The sequence below is a fragment of the Stenotrophomonas maltophilia genome, from assembly GCF_002799245.1.
Taxonomy (GTDB): domain Bacteria; phylum Pseudomonadota; class Gammaproteobacteria; order Xanthomonadales; family Xanthomonadaceae; genus Stenotrophomonas; species Stenotrophomonas maltophilia_S.
Genome location: NZ_NEQV01000010.1, coordinates 86,661 through 104,655, shown reverse-complemented (window position 1 = coordinate 104,655; position 17,995 = coordinate 86,661). Strand labels below are relative to the sequence as shown.

Below are 17,995 nucleotides of genomic sequence, written 5' to 3'. Positions count from 1 at the left end.
CTGGCCAGAAAGCTGGCCAGGATTGCCTGGGGCGTCTTCAAGAGCGGCCGGGAGTTCGATCCGACCATGCTGAAAGTGGGTCAAGCCTGCTTCCAGCAGGCTTGATCTCGAACATAGGATCTCGGCTCTACACCGGCGCCGGATCGGTTTCATCGCCCCCAGCCCGGTTTCGTCGCAAACCGTTTGCCCGCGGCGGGGCGGGGCACCAAGGTGTGTGCAGGCGGCAAGGTGCCGCCACAAGGAGACCGTGATGAAGACCCTGTTCGCGCTCGGTGTGTGGTGCCTGCTGTTCGTGCTGTGCTGGCCGCTGGCGATCCTCGCTTTGATTGCCTGGCCGTTCGTCTGGCTGCTGAGCCTGCCGTTCCGCCTGGTCGGCATCACCTTCTCGGCGCTGTTCGCGTTCCTGCGCGCGCTGTTCATGCTGCCGGCGCGGTTGCTCGGTGGCCGCGCGGTGCCCGCATGAGGACCGTGTTGCTGATGGGCCTGGCTCTGTTGTCAGGCCCGGTACTGGCCGCACCGCCCGCGCCACCGTCGGCGTGGCTGGAGCGCCAGCAGACGGCGGCGGCTGACGAGGCGAATGCTGCCGCCTCGGTGCCCAAAGCCAAGGAGCGCTGCAGGGTGGTGAAGGAATGGAAGGTCGGCGAGGCCGTGGTGCAGCACCGCATCTGTGACGATCAACCTCCTGCAGGGCCGAGCCCACGCTCGGCTGCTCTTCATGGCGGAGCCGAGCGCGGGCTCGGCTCTACAGAAAGTAGATAGCGCGTCGTGCACCCACAGAAAACCCCGCCGAGGCGGGGTTTTTCGTATCCAGCCATCTGTAGAGCCGAGCCCATGCTCGGCTGCTCTTCATGGCGGAGCCGAGCACGGGCTCGGCTCTACAGAAAGTAGATAGCGCGTCGTGCACCCACAGAAAACCCCGCCGAGGCGGGGTTTTTCGTATCCAGCCATCTGTAGAGCCGAGCCCATGCTCGGCTGCTCTTCATGGCGGAGCCGAGCGCGGGCTCGGCTCTACAGAAAGTAGATAGCGCGTCGTGCACCCACAGAAAACCCCGCCGAGGCGGGGTTTTTCGTATCCAGCCATCTGTAGAGCCGAGCCCATGCTCGGCTGCTCTTCATGGCGGAGCCGAGCGCGGGCTCGGCTCTACAGAAAGTAGATAGCGCGTCGTGCACCCACAGAAAACCCCGCCGAGGCGGGGTTCTTTGTATCCAGCCATGCCGGCCAGCGGCCGGCACTGCCAGCGAAGGATCAGTTCGCCTTGTGGATGGCGCGCTTGCTGACCGCCATCGCCGCGTCGTGGATCACTTCCGACAGCGACGGGTGGGCGTGGCAGATGCGGGCCAGGTCATCGGCCGAGCCGCTGAACTCCATGGTCAGCACACCTTCGTGCACCAGCTCGGAGACGTTGGCGCCGACCAGGTGCATGCCGAGGATGCGATCGGTTTCGGCATGGGCCAGGATCTTCACGAAGCCTGCCGGCTCGATCATCGCCACGGCACGGCCGTTGGCGGCGAACGGGAAGCTGCCGGCCTTGTACGGAATGCCTTCGGCCTTCAGCTGGGCTTCGGTCTTGCCAACCCAGGCCAGTTCCGGCTCGGTGTAGATGACCCACGGGATGGTGTCGAAGTTGACGTGGCCCGGCAGGCCGGCGATCAGTTCAGCCACCGCGATGCCTTCTTCGAAGCCCTTGTGCGCCAGCATCGGGCCGCGCACGCAGTCGCCGACCGCCCACACGCCGTTGACGCCGGTGTGGCAGTGCGCATCGACTTCGATCTGGCCACGCTCGTTGATCTTGACGCCGGTGCCTTCAGCCAGCAGGCCCTTGGTGGCCGCACGACGGCCAACGGCCACCAGCAGCTTGTCCACGGTCAGGGTCTTTTCGCCTTCGCTGTCGGTGTAGGTGACAACGACTTCCTTCTTCTTGCCCTTGCCGGTGATCTCGGTCTTGGAGACCTTGGCGCCGAGGCGGATGTCCAGGCCCTGCTTCTTGAATTCCTTGGCAGCGGTCTTGGCCACTTCGGCGTCGGCCACGGCCAGGAACTCCGGCAGTGCTTCCAGGATGGTGACTTCAGCGCCCAGGCGCTTCCACACGCTGCCCAGCTCCAGGCCGATCACGCCGGCGCCGATCACCGCCAGGCGGTTCGGCACTTCGGTGAAGTCCAGGCCGCCGACGTTGTCGACGATGGTCTCGCCGTCGAACTTGGCGAACGGCAGCTCGATCGAATCCGAACCGGCCGCGATGATGACGTTGGTGCCCTTCAGCTCGACGATGGAACCATCATGCTGGGTGACCTTGACCACGTTGCCCGGCTGCAGTTCGCCAAAACCATAATAGGCGGCGACCTTGTTGGCCTTGAACAGCATGCCGATGCCGCCGGTGAACTGCTTGACGATCTTGTCCTTGCGGCCAACCATCGCCTCGACGTCGATCTTGGCATCCTTGAAGCTGATGCCGTGGTCGCCAAAGATGTGGCCCATGTTCCAGAACTGGCGCGAGGAATCCAGCAGCGCCTTGGACGGGATGCAGCCCACGCGCAGGCAGGTGCCGCCCAGCGCCGGCTTGCCGTCCTTGCCCAGCGCTGCGTCGATGCAGGCGGTCTTCAGGCCCAGCTGGGCCGCGCGGATGGCAGCGTGGTAACCGGCCGGGCCGGCACCGATGACGACGACGTCGAATTGTTCAGCCATTGAATTATTCCTTGATGCATTACCAGAACCCCTCCGCGCAGGCGCGGAGGGGCGGGAGGTTTCTTACAGGCCGAACAGCATGCGGCCCGGGTTTTCCAGCTGGTTCTTGATGTCCACCAGGAACTGCACCGAGTCCTTGCCGTCGATGATGCGGTGGTCGTAGGACAGCGCCAGGTACATCATCGGCGCGATCACGACCTGGCCGTTCTGGGCGATCGGACGCTCCTTGATGGCATGCATGCCCAGGATGGCGCTCTGCGGCGGGTTGATGATCGGGGTCGACAGCAGCGAACCGAAGGTGCCGCCGTTGGTCACGGTGAAGGTGCCGCCCTGCAGTTCTTCCAGGCTCAGCTTGCCGTCACGGGCCTTCTTGGCGTAGTCGGCGATGGTCTTCTCGATGTCGGCGAACGACATGCGCTCGACGTTGCGCAGCACCGGCGTGACCAGGCCCTTCTCGGTCGACACGGCGATCGAGATGTCCGAGTAGCCGTGGTAGATGATGTCGTCGCCGTCGATCGAGGCGTTGACCAGCGGGAAGCGCTGCAGCGCGTTGGCAGCGGCCTTCACGAAGAAGCTCATGAAGCCCAGCTTGATGCCGTGGGCCTTGACGAACTCGTCCTGCAGCTCCTTGCGCGCAGCCGAGACCTTGGACAGGTCGACTTCGTTGAAGGTGGTCAGCATGGCGGTGGAGTTCTTCGACTCCATCAGGCGCTCGGCGATGCGCTTGCGGATGCGGGTCATCGGCACGCGTTCTTCCGGACGTGCACCACCGGCCTTGCCGGCGCCGCCGTTGCGGGCGAAGTTGACGATGTCTTCCTTGGTCACCGCGCCGCGACGGCCGGTGCCATCGACGTCGGCCGGGTTCACGCCTTCAGTGATGGCAGTGAAGCGGGCGCCCGGCGGCAGCGCGTCGGCGGCCGACTTGGCAGCCGGGGCCGGAGCAGCGGCTGCTGCCGGAGCAGCAGCAGCCGGGGCCGCAGCGGCCGCCGGAGCGGCTTCAGCGGCCGGGGCCGGGGCCGCAGCGACGGCGCCTTCCTCGATGATCGCCACGACCTGGCTGGAGGTCACGGTCGAACCTTCGGCGAACTTGATTTCCTTGATCACGCCGTCGACCGGCGACGGCACTTCCAGGACGACCTTGTCGGTTTCCAGGTCAAGCAGGTTTTCGTCGCGCTTGACGGCGTCGCCCACCTTCTTGTGCCAGGTGGCGATGGTGCCGTCGGCGACGGATTCGGGCAGTACCGGGGCTTTGACTTCGGTGGCCATTGCGGGAGCTTCCTGGTTTGTCTTCTAAATAGGGGGAGGATTATTCAGCGAACGTGTCGTTGAACGGGTTGACCAGTGCATCGGCGACCAGCTGCTGCTGTTCGCGGACGTGGTCAGCCATGTGACCGGCAGCCGGCGAAGCCGAACGTGCGCGACCGGCGTAGTGCAGGTTCTGGCCATCGGCCAGGCAGAACTGCAGGTGGTGGCGGATCTGGTACCACGCACCCTGGTTCTGCGGTTCTTCCTGCGTCCACACCACGTCGGTGGCCTTGCCGTACTTCTTCAGTTCGGCAGCCAGCAGCGCACGCGGGAACGGGTACAGCTGCTCCACGCGGATGATCGCCACGTCGTCCTGGCCACGCTTGGTCTGGTCTTCCAGCAGGTCGTAGTAGACCTTGCCCGAGCACAGCACCACGCGCTTGACCTTCTTGGCGTCCGCATTGGCGTCGCCGATCAGGTGCTGGAACTCGCCGTTGGCCAGCTCGTCCAGGGTCGATACGGCCAGCTTGTGGCGCAGCAGCGACTTCGGCGACATCACCACCAGCGGCTTGCGGGTGGTCAGGTGCTGCTGGCGGCGCAGCATGTGGAAAGCCTGCGCCGGGGTCGACGGCACCACCACCAGCATGTTCTCCAGCGCGCACAGCTGCAGGAAGCGCTCCAGGCGCGCCGAGCTGTGTTCCGGGCCTTGCCCTTCGTAGCCATGCGGCAGCAGCAGGGTCAGGCCGGAAATGCGGCCCCACTTCGCTTCGCCGGCGGCGATGAACTGGTCGATCACCACCTGGGCACCGTTGGCGAAGTCGCCGAACTGGCCTTCCCAGATGCACAGCGTGTTCGGATCGGTGGTGGAGAAGCCGTACTCATAGGCCATCACCGCTTCTTCGCTCAGCAGCGAATCGATGACGGTGGCCTTCTCCGGCGAATCCACCAGCTGCCGCAGCGGCATGTAGTAGTTGTCGGTCTTCTGGTCGTGCAGGATCGCGTGGCGGTGCGTGAACGTGCCGCGGCCCACGTCCTGGCCGACCAGGCGCAGGGCACTGCCTTCGTCCAGCAGGGTGGCGTAGGCCAGGTTCTCGGCAAAGCCCCAGTCGCCCGGGATCTCACCGGCCGCCATCTTGCGGCGGTCGTCGTAGACCTTGGCCACGCGCGAGTGCAGCTGCACTTCGTCCGGCACGGTGTTGATCAGCTTGGCCAGCTCGACCAGCTTGTTCATCTCGACCTTGGTCGAGACCGGATCGGACAGCTTGCCTTCCAGCAGCTTCGGCCAATCGACGAACAGCGGGCTGCTCGGCGGAGTCTTCTCGACCTTGGCCAGCTCGGTGGTCACTTCACCGGCGTCCAGCTTCTCGCGGTAGGCATCGACCATCGCCTTGCCGGCGCCGGCGGCGATCACGCCCGCCTTTTCCAGCTGCTCGGCGTACATCTCGCGGGTGGTGGCGTGCTTGCGGATCACCTGGTACATCAGCGGCTGGGTGATCGCCGGCTCGTCGGCCTCGTTGTGGCCCCAACGGCGGTAGCACATCAGGTCGATGACCACGTCCTTGGCGAACGTCTGGCGGAACTCGAAGGCCAGCTGTGCAGCGAACACCACGGCTTCCGGATCATCGCCGTTCACGTGCAGCACCGGGGCGGCGATCATCTTCGCCACGTCGGTGGCATAGCGCGTGGAGCGCGTATCCAGCGGGTTGGAGGTGGTGAAACCGACCTGGTTGTTGACCACGATGTGCACGGTGCCGCCGACGGCGAAGCCGCGGGCCTGCGACATCTGGAACAGTTCCATGACCACGCCCTGGCCGGAGAAGGCCGCGTCGCCGTGGATCAGGATCGGCATGACCTGCTTGCGCGCGGTGTCCTTGCGGCGCTCCTGGCGCGAACGCACGGAACCGGCCACGACCGGGTCGGCGATTTCCAGGTGCGACGGGTTGAACGCCAGCGCCAGGTGCACCGGGCCGCCGTCGGTGGCGACGTCGGCGGAGAAGCCCATGTGGTACTTCACGTCACCGGCCGAAGCGTGCTCGTCGTGCTCGAACTTGCCTTCGAACTCGTCGAACAGCTTGCGCGGGTTCTTGCCCAGGGTGTTGACCAGCACGTTCAGGCGGCCGCGGTGGGCCATGCCGATCACCACGTCCTTGACGCCATCCTTGCCGGCGCTGCGGATGATGGTGTCCATCATCGGGATCAGCGAATCGCCGCCTTCCAGCGAGAAGCGCTTCTGGCCGACGTACTTGGTGTGCAGGTAGCGCTCCAGGCCTTCGGCCGCGGTCAGGCGCTCCAGGGTGCGGCGCTGGGTGTCAGCGTCCAGCTGGTAGTTGCCACCGGCCGCTTCCAGCTTCTTGTAGATCCACTGGCGCTGCTCGACCTCGGAGATGTGCATGAACTCCGCACCGATCGAGCCGGTGTAGGTCGCCTTCAGGCGTGCCAGCAGGTCGCGCAGCTTCATGCGCGGCTGGCCACCGATGCCGCCGGTGCTGAACTCGCTGTTGAGGTCGCCATCGGACAGGCTGTGGAACGGCAGGCCCAGGTCCGGGGTGTTGACCGGCGCGGCCAGGCCCAGCGGATCGAGGCGGGCGTCCAGGTGGCCCCGCGAGCGGTAGGCAGTGATCAGACGACCGACATTGCGCTCACGCTCGTCGCCCGCACCGCTACCGGTGCCGGCCTTCAGCGCATCCTTGGCCGCGTCCGCGATGTGGGAGATGACGGCCGAGTGCGGAATGTCACCTGCTTCGCGGCCCTTGAAGCCGTCGAAGTAGGTTTTCCATTTGGGATCGACACTATCCGGGGAGACCAGGTACTGCTCGTACAGGTCCTCGACATAGGAGGCGTTGCCGCCGGCGAGTTGCGAAGATTGCGCAAACTGCTTCAGTTGATTGTCCACGATGGAGGGTGTTGATTCGCTTTGTGGGGTATGGCTTCAGAAGGACCCGGCAGGAAGATGAATAGCCCTGCGCAGGCGCGTTCAAACAGCCAAATTGTACCCCCAACCGGACACGAAGGGGCACCACCACAGGCAGCCGGCGTCCGCCGGTGCCGGTTCCAGACAGGTTGGGTCAGCTGTGCCGGCTCAGATGCCGAGTGCACGCAGTTCGCTGCAATCGCGCGAACGGTCCCAGACACGCTGCAATTGCTGCTCGAACGGCTGCGAACGTGCTGGCAGCGCGATGCCGGCCTCGCCGTCGAGGCGATGGCCGATCAGACGAAAGTAGAAGTCGCCCGCGTCATTGAGCAGGCAGGCCGAGGCCAGTGCGCGGTCGACCGGATCGCTGACCTCGCGGAACTGGATCACGCTTGGCAGGCGCTGGGCCAGCGCCAGCAGCGGCGCGCCGGCAGCGGCGATCGCGGCGGCGTCGTGCACGATCACCCGCAGGTGCTTGTCGTGACGGGCAGTGACGAAGCGGCGCAGGGCTGCCTGCACCGGTGGTGCATCAAGCAGCCCGGGGTCCAGCTGGCGGCTGTGCAGCCACAGCTGGCGGCGGGCGCGGTGGACGATGGCGGTGGTGATGGCCACCGCTTCGGCGCGGCTGTCGATCGCGCTGGCCGCGCCCAGCCGGCGGTGCATCTGCTGGTGGCCGATGCCGGCCTCCTCGAACACCTCGCCCTCGGGCAGGAAGCCCTGGCGTGCATAGAAATCGCGGGCGGGCAGCTGGGCGTGCAGGTGCAGTTCGGCGAGGCCGAGCCGGCGCCCGGCCTCGACCAGCGCCTCCAGCAGGGCCTCGCCGACCCCGCCGCTGCGATGACTGGCCAGCACCGCCATGCGGCCGATGCGGCCGTCCGGGGCGAGGCGGCCGGTGCCGACCGGCTGGCCGCTGTCATCCAGCGCCAGCACATGGGCGCTGACCGGGTCCAGCGCATCGCGTTCCAGCTCGGCGGCGATGCCCTGTTCCTGCACGAACACGCGTTGGCGCACTTCGTGGATGGCAACGTGGGCGTCGGCGTGGCTGACCTGCTGGACCCGGATCATGGCGATGGCTCAGGCCCGGCCGGCGCTGTCGTCTTCTTCGTCGTCCTCGAAGTTGACGATGACCTCGATACCGTCGTCGTGCACGGTCACGGAGTGGACATCGTCGGAGACGGCGTCGGCATCGATCGCATCCACGCGGTCACGGCCTTCGACGACCTCGCCGAGCACCACGGCATCCTCGCCGTCTGCCTCGTCTTCGGCCCCGTACACCTCATTCGGGTCGATCAGCTGGAACACACCACCGACCAGCAGCTGCTGGACCACGGCACGGCCCTTGTCGGACAGGCCGCGATAGGCGGCGGCATCGAGCTGTTCGGCGCCGGCCAGGCGCTGGGCGTCCTTCACCGGCAGCGCGAAGTCCTGGCCACTGACGTACAGGCTGGCGCCGCGCTTGGCCCGGCGCCAGGCCAGGCGCGCCCACGGGTGGCGCTGCAGCAGCAGGCCGCAGGCCAGCGCCTGGACCACCTCCTCCTGGGCCGGCGCGGCCTGGTGGGCCATCACTTCGCCGGCAGCGCGGTAGGTGGTGATGAAGCGGCCGAACCAGTCGCCCAGCTTGTCCGGGTCGTTCATGCGGATGGCGTTGAGCGCGGTGATCACCCGCGCCATCGCCACCGTGTCGATCTCGTTCGGATCGGCCGGCACTTTCAGGTCGGCATCCTGATAGCGGATGTTCTCGTCGGCATCGGCGATCAGGGTGTCCAGGTAGTCGCTGATCAGCTCGGCCGAAGACGGCGCGCGCATGCCGAACGAGAAGGTCAGGCACGGATCTTCGGCGACGCCGTGGTGCGGCACGTTCGGCGGCAGGTACAGCATGTCGCCCGGCGCCAGCACCCAGTCGTGGGTGGGCTTGAACACCTTCAGCAGCTTCAGCTCCACGTCCGGGCGGAAGCCCAGCGGCGGCTGCCTGCCCTTGATCGATTCGCTGGCATCGATCTGCCAGCGGCGATGGCCATGGGCCTGCAGCAGGAATACGTCGTACTGGTCGACATGGGCGCCGACCGAACCGCCGGTGGCGGCGAAGCTGATCATCACGTCATCCATGCGCCAGCGCGGCAGGAAGCTGAAGTGCTCGATCAGGGCGCGTACGTCCGGGTCCCACTTGTCCACGTCCTGCACCAGCAGGGTCCAGTCGTGGTCGGGCAGGGCGGGGAACACGTCTTCCTGGAACGGGCCGGTGCGTACGCGCCAGCCATCCTGGCTCTTGTCATGCTCGATCAGTCGCGCCAGCACGCCTTCCTCGCAGGCCAGCCCGGCCAGGTCTTCCGGCTGCACCGGGGTCTGGAAGTCCGGGAAGGCGTTGCGGATCAGCAGCGGGCGCTTCTGCCAGAAGTCGCGCAGGAAGGTGGCCGGCGCCATGCCCAGCGGCTGGCCGGGGCGGGCGGTGACTTCGATCAGGGGGGCGGAGGACTTGCGGGCGGCCATGGGGGAATCCTTGCAGCGGAAAGCGGGAGGGGCGGCGCGGCGGGCCGCCAAGGTCTCCATTGTCCGTCGTTCGTGGGGATTGCGCACGTGCGGTGGTTTGTCGCGGGGTTCCGGCCAACGGCGGAGCCCCTCGTGGCGGGGTCTGGGTGGGTCGCTGAAAGCAAAAGCCGGGTTTGGCCGGGCGGGTGGGCTGCGCGGGGGACGCTGCAAGTACGTCCCTGTAAGCTTGGCCGCCGCATCCATGCGGCGGACACCCCCGCGCAGCCCACCCGCCCGGCCACTGACAGTTTCCTGCGGGGGCCGCCACGGAATGGAAGAAGAAAAGCAAGGCAACAGCGGGTCGCGCGCTGCGCTTGCTCATGTAGAGCCGAGCCCATGCTCGGCTGCTTCCCACAGCAAGCCGAGCACGGGCTCGGCTCTACAAAAGACCCACAAACAAAGAGGGACGCGGCGAAGCCGCGTCCCTCTTTCAAATTCCGTCCCGACAACCCAACGCTCTTCGATCCGTCACCGGACAACTGTCAGAGGTGGGTCGGGATGGGCCAGCGGGACGGTTGGCGCCATGGATGGCGCCATCGAGCCCCCATGGGTGAGGGCGCTTTGCTTGCGAAGCACGGCTTCGCAAGCGCCCGAACGCACAGCCGCCAGCGGCTGGGCCGGACCGCGGAGCGGGGTTTACGGCGTGTCCCGCTGGCCCATCCCGACCCGCCCAGCCCGCAGCAACCCAGAGCCTGGATCGCTGTTGCTGTTGCTGTTGCAGTTGCAGTTGCAGTTGCCTGCCGCAGGCAGCGCCCGCGGCCGCCGCCGCAAGGAAACCCCTTAAATCTTCTTCGCCAGTGACTCGGCCAGGCCGGTGTAGCTGCCCGGGGTCATCTCCAGCAGGCGCTGCTTCGCATCCGCCGGCAGCTCCAGCCCCTGCACGAACGCACGCATCGACTCGGCGGTGATGCCCTGGCCACGGGTCAGTGCCTTCAGCTGCTCGTACGGGTTCGGCAGGCCGTGGCGACGCATCACCGTCTGCACGGCTTCGGCCAGCACTTCCCAGGCCGCGTCCAGATCGGCGTCCAGGCGCTGCGGGTTCACTTCCAGCTTGCCCAGGCCCTTGGCCAGCGAGTCCAGCGCCACCTGGCTGTGGCCGAACGCGGTGCCCAGCGCACGCAGCACGGTGGAATCGGTCAGGTCACGCTGCCAGCGGCTGATCGGCAGCTTCGCGCTGAAGTGCTCGAACAGGGCGTTGGCGATGCCGAAGTTGCCTTCCGCATTCTCGAAATCGATCGGGTTGACCTTGTGCGGCATCGTCGACGAGCCGACTTCGCCTTCCTTCAGGCGCTGCTTGAAGTAGCCCAGCGAAACGTAGCCCCAGATGTCACGGGCCAGGTCGATCAGGATGATGTTGGCGCGGCGTGCTGCATCGCCGATCTCGGCGATGTTGTCGTGCGGCTCGATCTGCGTGGTGTACGGGTTGAACACCAGGCCCAGGCCGGTCACGAAGCGCTCGGCGAAGGCCGGCCAGTCCACGTCCGGGTAGCTGGCGATGTGGGCGTTGTAGTTGCCGACCGCGCCGTTGATCTTGCCGGTCAGTTCGACTGCGGCGATCTGCCTGCGCTGGCGCTCCAGGCGGGCGACCACGTTGGCCAGTTCCTTGCCCAGGGTGGTCGGCGAGGCGGTCTGGCCGTGGGTGCGCGACAGCATCGGCTGGCCGGCCTGGGCGTGGGCCAGGGTGCGCAGGGCGGTGGCGATGCCGTCCAGGGTCGGCAGCAGCACCTCGCGGCGCGCCTGCTCCAGCATCAGGCCGTAGCTGAGGTTGTTGATGTCTTCGCTGGTGCAGGCGAAATGCACGAACTCCAGCGCCGGGGCCAGCTCGGCGTCGTCCTTCAGCTGTTCCTTGATGAAGTACTCCACCGCCTTGACGTCATGGTTGGTGGTGCGCTCGATGTCCTTCACGCGCGCGGCCTGGGCCGGGCTGAAGCTGGCGGCCAGCGCGCGCAGGCGGGCGATGGCCGCGTCGGAGAACGGGGCCAGCTCGACGATGCCCGGCTCGGCCGCCAGGGCCAGCAGCCATTCCACCTCGACCGTGATGCGGGCCTTGATCAGGCCGTACTCGGAGAAGATCGGGCGCAGGGCGTCGACCTTGCCGGCATAGCGGCCATCGAGCGGGGACAGGGCGAGCAGGGCGGAATCGGACATGTCGGCAGGGCTGGGACGAGCGGCGGGGCCGATATTCTACGACGTGCCGGCCGGGCGTGCCCTGTAGCCGGGCCCACGCTCGGCTCTACACCACAACGGCCCTGCGGATGAAACGATCTGGCCCGTCCTCGTCATCCCACGCTGCGGGCAAGGGAGTATCGTTGGCGCAGCCGCCAGCCCGGGAAGCGACCTCCTGCCAGCCGCCGCTTCCCTTTCCCCAACTGAAGTAGTGCGGAGTAGATGCAATGAGCAAAGCTGCAACCAAGGGTGCCACGCCGGGATTCCGGATCGAACATGACAGCATGGGTGAGCTGCAGGTGCCTGCCGACGCCCTGTGGGGCGCGCAGACCCAGCGTGCCGTGCAGAATTTCCCGGTGTCGGGCCAGCGCATGCCGCGTGGTTTCATCCGTGCCCTGGGCCTGGTCAAGGGCGCTGCCGCTGGCGTCAACGCCGAGCTGGGCCATCTGCCGAAGACCGTGGCCAAGGCCATCCAGACCGCTGCCGCCGAAGTGGCCGCCGGCAACTGGGACGCGCAGTTCCCGATCGATGTCTACCAGACCGGCTCGGGTACGTCGTCGAACATGAATGCCAACGAGGTCATCGCCACCCTGGCCAATCGTGCCGGCAAGGCCGGCAAGACCGCAGTGCACCCCAATGACCACGTCAACCAGGGGCAGAGCTCCAATGATGTGATTCCGACCGCGTTGCGCGTGTCGGCGGTATTGGCCGCGCATGAGCAGCTGCTGCCGGCGCTGGTCCACCTGCGCAGGACCCTCGACAAGAAGGGCCGCAGCCTGCGCAAGGTGGTCAAGACCGGCCGTACCCATCTGATGGATGCGATGCCGCTGACCTTCGAGCAGGAGTTCGGCGCGTGGTCGGCACAGCTGGCCTCGGCGCAGGAGCGCATCGAAGACAGCCTCAAGCGCGTGCGTCGCCTGCCTCTGGGCGGCACCGCCATCGGTACTGGCATCAACGCCGATCCGCGTTTTGGCGCACAGGTTGCCAAGGCGCTGAAACAGCAGACCGGTTTCAAGTTCGACAGCGCCGAGAACAAGTTTGAAGGCCTGGCCGCGCAGGATGATGCGGTGGAACTGTCGGGCCAGCTCAATGCACTGGCCGTGGCGCTGATCAAGATCGCCAATGACCTTCGCTGGATGAACGCCGGCCCGCTGGCCGGGCTGGGCGAGATCGAACTGCCGGCGCTGCAGCCGGGCAGCTCGATCATGCCGGGCAAGGTCAATCCGGTGATTCCGGAAGCGACCGTGATGGCCTGCGCGCAGGTGATCGGCCACCACACGGCGATCACCGTGGCCGGGCAGACCGGCAACTTCCAGCTCAATGTCACCCTGCCGCTGATCGCGGTGAACCTGCTTGATGGCATCGGCCTGCTGGCCAATGTGTCCAGGCTGCTGGCCGACAGCGCGATTGCCGGGCTGAAGGTGCGCGAGGACCGTGTAGCCGAGGCGCTGGCGCGCAATCCGATCCTGGTCACCGCGCTGAACCCGATCATCGGCTATGAGAAGGCGGCCGCCATCGCCAAGCGTGCCTACAAGGAACAGCGCCCGGTGCTGGATGTCGCGCTGGAGGACAGTGGCCTGGACGAAGCCGAGCTGCGCCGACTGCTGGATCCGGCCGCGCTGACCGCGGGTGGCATCCAGGCCGGGGGCGGTGGCGCCGGCGGTTGATCTGTCATCCGTAATCTGTAGAGCCGGGCCCGTGCTCGGCTCTACAACAGGGAGACGCCGCCCCTTGGGGCGGCGTTTCTTTTCAGCGACGGTCGGCGACGATGTTGCCGAAGGTGTCGGTGTAGTCCTTGAATTCCGGGATGCGCTGGATCAGGTCCGCCGGAATCACCTCCATGCCCTCCGGCGGCTGGATCTTCACCGGCTGCATGTTCGGGTCGGCCGGCGCGGCGACCAGGGTGTTCTGGCGCAGCACCTGCAGCTTGCCGAACATCGTCTGCAGCATCTGCTTCTGCGCCTCGTCCAGCGGGATCTGGATCTCGTCCACCTTCATCGTGCCATCGCCGAGGATGATGATGTTCGGTGCTGGCGGGCGACGCACGGTGACCATGCCTTCGCTGACGGAGATCTTGGGCTTGCCGCGCTCGGCGCGGTGGTTGCGGTAATCCTTGTCACAGCCGACCAGGCCCAGGCAGAGCAGGGCGGCCAGCAGCAGGAACAACTTCTTCATGGCATTCGGTTCGGGGGCATCCGGGGCCGCCATTGTAAGCCGGTCGGCGCAATGCGGCCGGCAGCGGGACGCCGCTGCCGGCCGGGTGCGCTGATCTGTCACAGGCCTAGCGCTGGACCACGGTGTCCTTGCCGCAGTCGTCGACGTCACTCTGGTCCATCGTTGCGTAAGGCTTGAACGCCGGCAGCTCGCGCGCCAGTGCCTGCTGGCTGGCCAGCATTGCAGGCAGGCGGTTGCAGATGCGCTTGGCCTGGGCCTCGATCTTCTCGGCCTCGGCGTTGATCCGCTTCTCGATGCCTTCGCTGTCGCCGCTGAAGATGCCCTTCAGTGCCTCTCCGGCAGCGCTGGCGCCGAGCTTGGCGCCGGCCAGGCCGACATCCATGCCGTCCATCGCGATGGCGACAACGTGGCCACGGTATTCCTGCAGCCGTCGTCGCTGGGCCTCGTTGGCCGGTACGTCCTTGCCATCGATCAACAGGTGCCCGTCCGGCGTGATCTCCGCACGCGGCTGCTTGTCGGCGGAGATCTTGATGTTGCCCTGGGTGATGTCCTTGCGGGCATCGACCATGGCCTCCTTGACGGTCTGGCCGACGCCGCTGGTGGCCTCGGCGACGCTCTTGCCGACGGTCTTGTCGGGCGCGGAAGAAGTGCCGCCGCAGGCGATCAGCGGCAGGCACAGCAGGGTGGCAGGCAGCACGCGCAGCAGGTTCATGGCAGTTCCCTCGAATCGGTCTGGTGGCGGTTACTTGTTGCGGGGCAGGGTGACCGAGCCGCTGACGTTGCGGTGGCCGACATCGCCGCTGCCGCTGTGGTCGACGGTCAGGCTGCCGCGCACGCCATCGACCTGGATGTCCCCCGAGCCATGGCTGCGCACGTGCACATTGCCGCCGATGTCGGTCAGATCAACATCGCCCGAGCCGACCACGCCGACCTCGACGTTGCCCTGCACGCGCTTGAACCCGATGTCGCCGGAACCAACGGTGTCCAGCCGTGCGTTGCCGCGGACATCGCTGATCTTCAGGTCACCCGAACCGACGGTACCGGTGACCGCATCGCCACCGATGTTGCGCGCCTTGACGTCGCCGGAGCCCAGCGACAGCAGGTTCAACGAGCCGCCGCCATCAATGTCCAGGTCGCCCGAACCCACCGCTGCGTGGATGCTGCCGCGGGTGCCACGAACGATGGCATCACCGGAACCGACGTCCACGCTCAGCGATTGTGCGTTGTCCACGCTGGCATCGCCGGAGCCGACCTTCAGCTGCAGTGGCAGGTTGTCCGGCACGCTGCCACGGATGTCCAGCCAGGCATAACTGTTGCCCAGGCTGATGCCGCTGTGCCGGCCCTCGCGGCGCAGGCTGACGACCAGTTTGTCGCCTTCCCTGCGCTGGTCCAGTACCAGCTGGTCCAGCCATTCCTGGCTGGAGGCGCAGGCGCGGCCATCGAGCTGGCCACCGCCCTTGCTGGCAACGACCTTCAGGTCGTGCTGGTTCACCTCGAGCACCACCGCCTTGGCGCCGGCCACGTCCAGCTTCAGCGTGCGGGCGGCGGTGAACTTGCAGTTCGGAGCATCGGCGGCCAGCGCCGACAGCGGCAACAGCAACAACGCGGAACAGGCGAGCAGGGAACGCATGGGTGGTGCCTCCGGGTGGATGGAATCAGATTTCGCCGGCGCGCTTGCGCAGGCGGATGGCAAGGACGATGAACACGACGCCGACGGCGGCACCGATCCACAGTTCCGGCATCGCCAGCGACTTCAGCTGCGAGGCCGGTGACATCAGGCTGACCACCGATTCGAGATCGCGGCGCGAGCCTTCATCGGCGCTGAGGCGATACACCAGGTCCGTGCCCGGCACGCCGCCCAGCAGCAGCCGGCCGACGATGTTCTGCCAGAACCAGCCCGTGGTCAGGCCGATCAGCGGCATCACCTTGGTGGTGCTGACGATGACGCCGGCGAACAGCGGCAGCATCACTGCCCACAGGAACGGCTTGGTGCGGGCCCAGGCCGAGCACAGCAGCAGCCAGCCGGCGGTGGGCAGGGCCCACAGGGCGTAGACCGGGATCCAGGCCAGGTGACCGGCGGCCAGGGTCAGCGGGCTGGCCGGGCCCCAGATCAGGGTCATCGGGCTGCCGCCGTGCATCAGCGCGACGATGCTGATCACCAGCATGAAGCCGAACATGGTGATGATGCCGGCGATCACCGCGATCAGCGGGGCCACGATCAGCGCGCTGATCACCTTGGACAGCACGGTCTGGGTGTCCGACAGCGGCAGCGACTTCCAGAACAGGATGCTGCGGTCGCGGCGGTCGTCGTACAGGGCGCCCAGGCAGTAGAAGAACACCACGAAGGCCAGTACCAGGAACGGCCAGGCCGAGCTGAGCACCAGGGTCAGGTCGAGGCCGTTGCCGAGGTCGGTCAGGTCCTTGGGACTGATGTCGCGGGTCAGCAGGGCCAGGTCCAGGCCGTTGATGTTCACGTCTTCGCCGTCGATGTGCAGGCCGCCATCACGCGCGGCCCGGTGCAGGGCGAACAGGCCGAAGGCGATGCCGACGGTGCTCATCACCAGCGAGATCAGGCCGGCGATCAGCGGCGCGTACAGGAAACCGCCACGGTTCTCCCAGTACTCGCGCTTGAGCAGCCAGCGCAGGGTGCCCATCGGGCTGACGGGGTGGTTGACGGCATTCATGCGTAGGTCCCCTTCATGATGGCGACGAACAGGTCGGCCAGGCCCGGGCTGCGGGTCTCGCCAAGGGTGGAGAGCTGGGTGCGCGGCACGCCATCGAACAGCATCACGGTCTTGCCGAATGCCAGGCTGCGCTCGTCGATCGGCTTCAGCGCACGCGCGGTCTCCAGCTGGTCGGCATTGACCAGCAGCTCGGTGTAGCGCTGGCCGACGTCGTCCATTTCCGCGTCGAGCACGATGCGGCCATCACGGATGAACATGACGTCGCTGAGGATGTGCTCGATCTCCTCCACCTGGTGGGTGGTGACGATGATGGTCTTCTGTTCGTCGAAATAGTCTTCCAGCAGGCGCTGGTAGAACTCCTTGCGGTACAGGATGTCCAGGCCCAGGGTGGGCTCGTCCAGCACCAGGATGCGGGCGTCGATGGCCATCACCAGCGCCAGGTGCAGCTGCACGATCATGCCTTTGGACAATTCGCGCACGCGTTGCTTGGGCTGCAGCTTGGTGTTGGCCAGGAAGCGCTCGCAGCGGGCGCGGTCGAAGCGCGGATGGACGCCGGCGACGAAATCGATGGCTTCGCGCACCTTCAGCCAGCGCGGCAGCACGGCGACGTCGGCGATGAAGCAGATGTCGTTCATCAGCTCGTCGCGGTGCAGCCGCGGGTCACGGCCCAGCACGCTCAACTCGCCTTCCACCGAGGTCAGGCCCAGGATGGCCTTCAATGCGGTGGTCTTGCCGGCGCCATTGGGCCCGATCAGGCCGACGATGCGCCCGCTCGGAATGCTGAAGCTGGCATTGTCGAGGGCCACCGTGGTCTTGTAGGCCTTGCGCAGGCCTCGGGCGGAGATGACGGGTTCGCTTGCAGTGCTATTCATCAGACTTTCCCCTGGGGCAGCAATTCGTCGAGGCTCAGGCCCAGGCGCTGGATGCGCTCCAGCACCGCCGGCCATTCTTCGTTGAGGAAGCGGTCGCGCTCGCTGCTGCGCAGCTGCGTGGCCGCCTGCTCGGTCATGAACATGCCCAGGCCGCGGCGCTTCTCGACCAGGCCTTCATCGGCCAGTTCCTGGTAGGCGCGCGAAACGGTGATGGGGTTGAGCTGGTAGTCGGCGGCCACCTGGCGCACCGAAGGCAGGGCATCGCCCGGCTTGAGGATTCCGTCGAGCATCATGGCGATCACGCGCTCCTTCAACTGACGGTAGATGGGAGCGCCGTCGCTCCACTGGATGTCGCTCATATTCAGCTCCGTGGGGTCAGCGGCTGGGCGAACGAGAAATACGGCATGGACAGGGAGCTGTGCAGCCGACGCGGGGGAGTGGGGGAGGGATCGGCGTTCCCGGCCGGTGAAACGGTTGCGTCCTGCGCACTGTCGGGGGAGGCGGGGGCGGTTGGCGTGGCCAGCCAGGCCAGCACGATCAGGGTCGAAACAGCAGCGGCCGCGGGTGCGGTGAGGTTGCGACGGATCCGGGCGTTCATGGCTTCCCCCTGTCTCAGGTGACTGGTGTTGTATGCAACTATAACACCGGCACGCCTACGTGCAACCCCTTGCCGTCCCCAACTGATGGCAGGGGTAGTCAAATCGCTGAAATATCCCATTATCCATTTGATTTA

General features: G+C 66.6%; 16 protein-coding genes and 1 pseudogene. 4 read left to right on the top strand and 13 right to left on the bottom strand.

Translation table 11 applies throughout. The features are described from left to right. The 3 genes and pseudogenes from B9Y64_RS22655 to B9Y64_RS21680 form a co-directional block, all read left to right on the top strand. Positions 1–105, top strand: a pseudogene (locus B9Y64_RS22655) (IS110 family transposase); the annotation flags it as partial. 145 nt (positions 106–250) lie between these two features. Further along, positions 251–463 carry a hypothetical protein gene (locus B9Y64_RS21685; protein WP_014647705.1) on the top strand — a complete coding sequence of 71 codons (213 nt, stop codon included), beginning with the start codon at positions 251–253 and terminating at the stop codon, positions 461–463. After that, positions 460–759 (top strand): hypothetical protein, encoded by a 300-nt coding sequence (locus tag B9Y64_RS21680; RefSeq protein ID WP_100442407.1) that lies wholly within the window; start codon positions 460–462, stop codon positions 757–759. Before B9Y64_RS21685 ends, B9Y64_RS21680 begins: the two co-directional genes overlap by 4 nt. Before the next feature lie 487 nt (positions 760–1,246). On the opposite strand, the gene lpdA is transcribed toward B9Y64_RS21680, so the two are convergent. The 6 genes from lpdA to purB all read right to left on the bottom strand — a co-directional run bounded on the left by lpdA (position 1,247) and on the right by purB (position 11,513). After that, entirely contained in the window at positions 1,247–2,683 is a 1,437-nt protein-coding gene (gene lpdA, locus B9Y64_RS21675; protein ID WP_008264626.1) for a dihydrolipoyl dehydrogenase, read from the bottom strand. A 63-nt stretch (positions 2,684–2,746) separates the two neighbouring features. Further along, entirely contained in the window at positions 2,747–3,949 is a 1,203-nt protein-coding gene (gene sucB, locus B9Y64_RS21670; protein ID WP_100442406.1) for a dihydrolipoyllysine-residue succinyltransferase, read from the bottom strand. A gap of 40 nt (positions 3,950–3,989) precedes the next feature. Next, entirely contained in the window at positions 3,990–6,821 is a 2,832-nt protein-coding gene (locus tag B9Y64_RS21665; protein ID WP_100442405.1) for a 2-oxoglutarate dehydrogenase E1 component, read from the bottom strand. 186 nt (positions 6,822–7,007) lie between these two features. Further along, on the bottom strand, positions 7,008–7,904 hold the full coding sequence (locus B9Y64_RS21660) for a GNAT family N-acetyltransferase (protein ID WP_100442404.1): 897 nt from the start codon (positions 7,902–7,904) through the stop codon (positions 7,008–7,010). A 9-nt stretch (positions 7,905–7,913) separates the two neighbouring features. Next, positions 7,914–9,326, bottom strand: coding sequence for a cupin domain-containing protein (locus tag B9Y64_RS21655; RefSeq protein WP_100442403.1), 1,413 nt, complete (start codon positions 9,324–9,326; stop codon positions 7,914–7,916). 819 nt (positions 9,327–10,145) lie between these two features. After that, positions 10,146–11,513, bottom strand: coding sequence for an adenylosuccinate lyase (purB, locus tag B9Y64_RS21650; RefSeq protein WP_100442402.1), 1,368 nt, complete (start codon positions 11,511–11,513; stop codon positions 10,146–10,148). Positions 11,514–11,758: 245 nt separating this feature from the next. Between purB and B9Y64_RS21645 the strand changes: the two genes are divergently transcribed. Continuing rightward, a complete protein-coding gene (locus B9Y64_RS21645; RefSeq protein ID WP_100442401.1) occupies positions 11,759–13,198 on the top strand; it encodes a class II fumarate hydratase in 1,440 nt (479 codons plus the stop codon). An 82-nt stretch (positions 13,199–13,280) separates the two neighbouring features. On the opposite strand, the gene B9Y64_RS21640 is transcribed toward B9Y64_RS21645, so the two are convergent. From B9Y64_RS21640 to B9Y64_RS21610, 7 genes are all read right to left on the bottom strand, one after another. Continuing rightward, the gene (locus B9Y64_RS21640; RefSeq protein ID WP_100442413.1) at positions 13,281–13,706 is read right to left on the bottom strand and encodes a hypothetical protein; all 426 of its coding nucleotides are present in this window, start codon (positions 13,704–13,706) and stop codon (positions 13,281–13,283) included. 106 nt (positions 13,707–13,812) lie between these two features. Next, complete coding sequence (locus tag B9Y64_RS21635; RefSeq protein WP_100442400.1) at positions 13,813–14,418, bottom strand: hypothetical protein; 606 nt, start codon at positions 14,416–14,418, stop codon at positions 13,813–13,815. Between the two features lie 30 nt (positions 14,419–14,448). Beyond that, positions 14,449–15,336 (bottom strand): GIN domain-containing protein, encoded by an 888-nt coding sequence (locus B9Y64_RS21630; RefSeq protein WP_100442399.1) that lies wholly within the window; start codon positions 15,334–15,336, stop codon positions 14,449–14,451. Between the two features lie 25 nt (positions 15,337–15,361). Beyond that, entirely contained in the window at positions 15,362–16,390 is a 1,029-nt protein-coding gene (locus tag B9Y64_RS21625; protein WP_100442398.1) for an ABC-2 transporter permease, read from the bottom strand. Continuing rightward, a complete protein-coding gene (locus B9Y64_RS21620) occupies positions 16,387–17,262 on the bottom strand; it encodes an ABC transporter ATP-binding protein (protein WP_100442397.1) in 876 nt (291 codons plus the stop codon). The genes B9Y64_RS21625 and B9Y64_RS21620 overlap by 4 nt, the downstream gene beginning before the upstream one ends. Continuing rightward, positions 17,262–17,621 (bottom strand): GntR family transcriptional regulator, encoded by a 360-nt coding sequence (locus B9Y64_RS21615; RefSeq protein WP_006453095.1) that lies wholly within the window; start codon positions 17,619–17,621, stop codon positions 17,262–17,264. Before B9Y64_RS21615 ends, B9Y64_RS21620 begins: the two co-directional genes overlap by 1 nt. A 2-nt stretch (positions 17,622–17,623) precedes the next feature. Beyond that, the gene (locus B9Y64_RS21610) at positions 17,624–17,860 is read right to left on the bottom strand and encodes a hypothetical protein (RefSeq protein WP_100442396.1); all 237 of its coding nucleotides are present in this window, start codon (positions 17,858–17,860) and stop codon (positions 17,624–17,626) included. Between the last annotated feature and the right edge of the window lie 135 nt (positions 17,861–17,995).

What these genes read in the sequence shown, in the direction of transcription:
- B9Y64_RS21625 (WP_100442398.1), bottom strand. Translation starts at nt 16,390, where the DNA reads ATGAATGCCGTCAACCACCCCGTCAGCCCGATGGGCACCCTGCGCTGG.
- B9Y64_RS21635 (WP_100442400.1), bottom strand. Translation starts at nt 14,418, where the DNA reads ATGAACCTGCTGCGCGTGCTGCCTGCCACCCTGCTGTGCCTGCCGCTG.
- B9Y64_RS21620 (WP_100442397.1), bottom strand. Translation starts at nt 17,262, where the DNA reads ATGAATAGCACTGCAAGCGAACCCGTCATCTCCGCCCGAGGCCTGCGC.
- B9Y64_RS21655 (WP_100442403.1), bottom strand. Translation starts at nt 9,326, where the DNA reads ATGGCCGCCCGCAAGTCCTCCGCCCCCCTGATCGAAGTCACCGCCCGC.
- B9Y64_RS21680 (WP_100442407.1), top strand. Translation starts at nt 460, where the DNA reads ATGAGGACCGTGTTGCTGATGGGCCTGGCTCTGTTGTCAGGCCCGGTA.
- B9Y64_RS21630 (WP_100442399.1), bottom strand. Translation starts at nt 15,336, where the DNA reads ATGCGTTCCCTGCTCGCCTGTTCCGCGTTGTTGCTGTTGCCGCTGTCG.
- lpdA (WP_008264626.1), bottom strand. Translation starts at nt 2,683, where the DNA reads ATGGCTGAACAATTCGACGTCGTCGTCATCGGTGCCGGCCCGGCCGGT.
- B9Y64_RS21685 (WP_014647705.1), top strand. Translation starts at nt 251, where the DNA reads ATGAAGACCCTGTTCGCGCTCGGTGTGTGGTGCCTGCTGTTCGTGCTG.
- B9Y64_RS21660 (WP_100442404.1), bottom strand. Translation starts at nt 7,904, where the DNA reads ATGATCCGGGTCCAGCAGGTCAGCCACGCCGACGCCCACGTTGCCATC.
- B9Y64_RS21640 (WP_100442413.1), bottom strand. Translation starts at nt 13,706, where the DNA reads ATGAAGAAGTTGTTCCTGCTGCTGGCCGCCCTGCTCTGCCTGGGCCTG.
- purB (WP_100442402.1), bottom strand. Translation starts at nt 11,513, where the DNA reads ATGTCCGATTCCGCCCTGCTCGCCCTGTCCCCGCTCGATGGCCGCTAT.
- B9Y64_RS21645 (WP_100442401.1), top strand. Translation starts at nt 11,759, where the DNA reads ATGAGCAAAGCTGCAACCAAGGGTGCCACGCCGGGATTCCGGATCGAA.
- B9Y64_RS21615 (WP_006453095.1), bottom strand. Translation starts at nt 17,621, where the DNA reads ATGAGCGACATCCAGTGGAGCGACGGCGCTCCCATCTACCGTCAGTTG.
- sucB (WP_100442406.1), bottom strand. Translation starts at nt 3,949, where the DNA reads ATGGCCACCGAAGTCAAAGCCCCGGTACTGCCCGAATCCGTCGCCGAC.
- B9Y64_RS21610 (WP_100442396.1), bottom strand. Translation starts at nt 17,860, where the DNA reads ATGAACGCCCGGATCCGTCGCAACCTCACCGCACCCGCGGCCGCTGCT.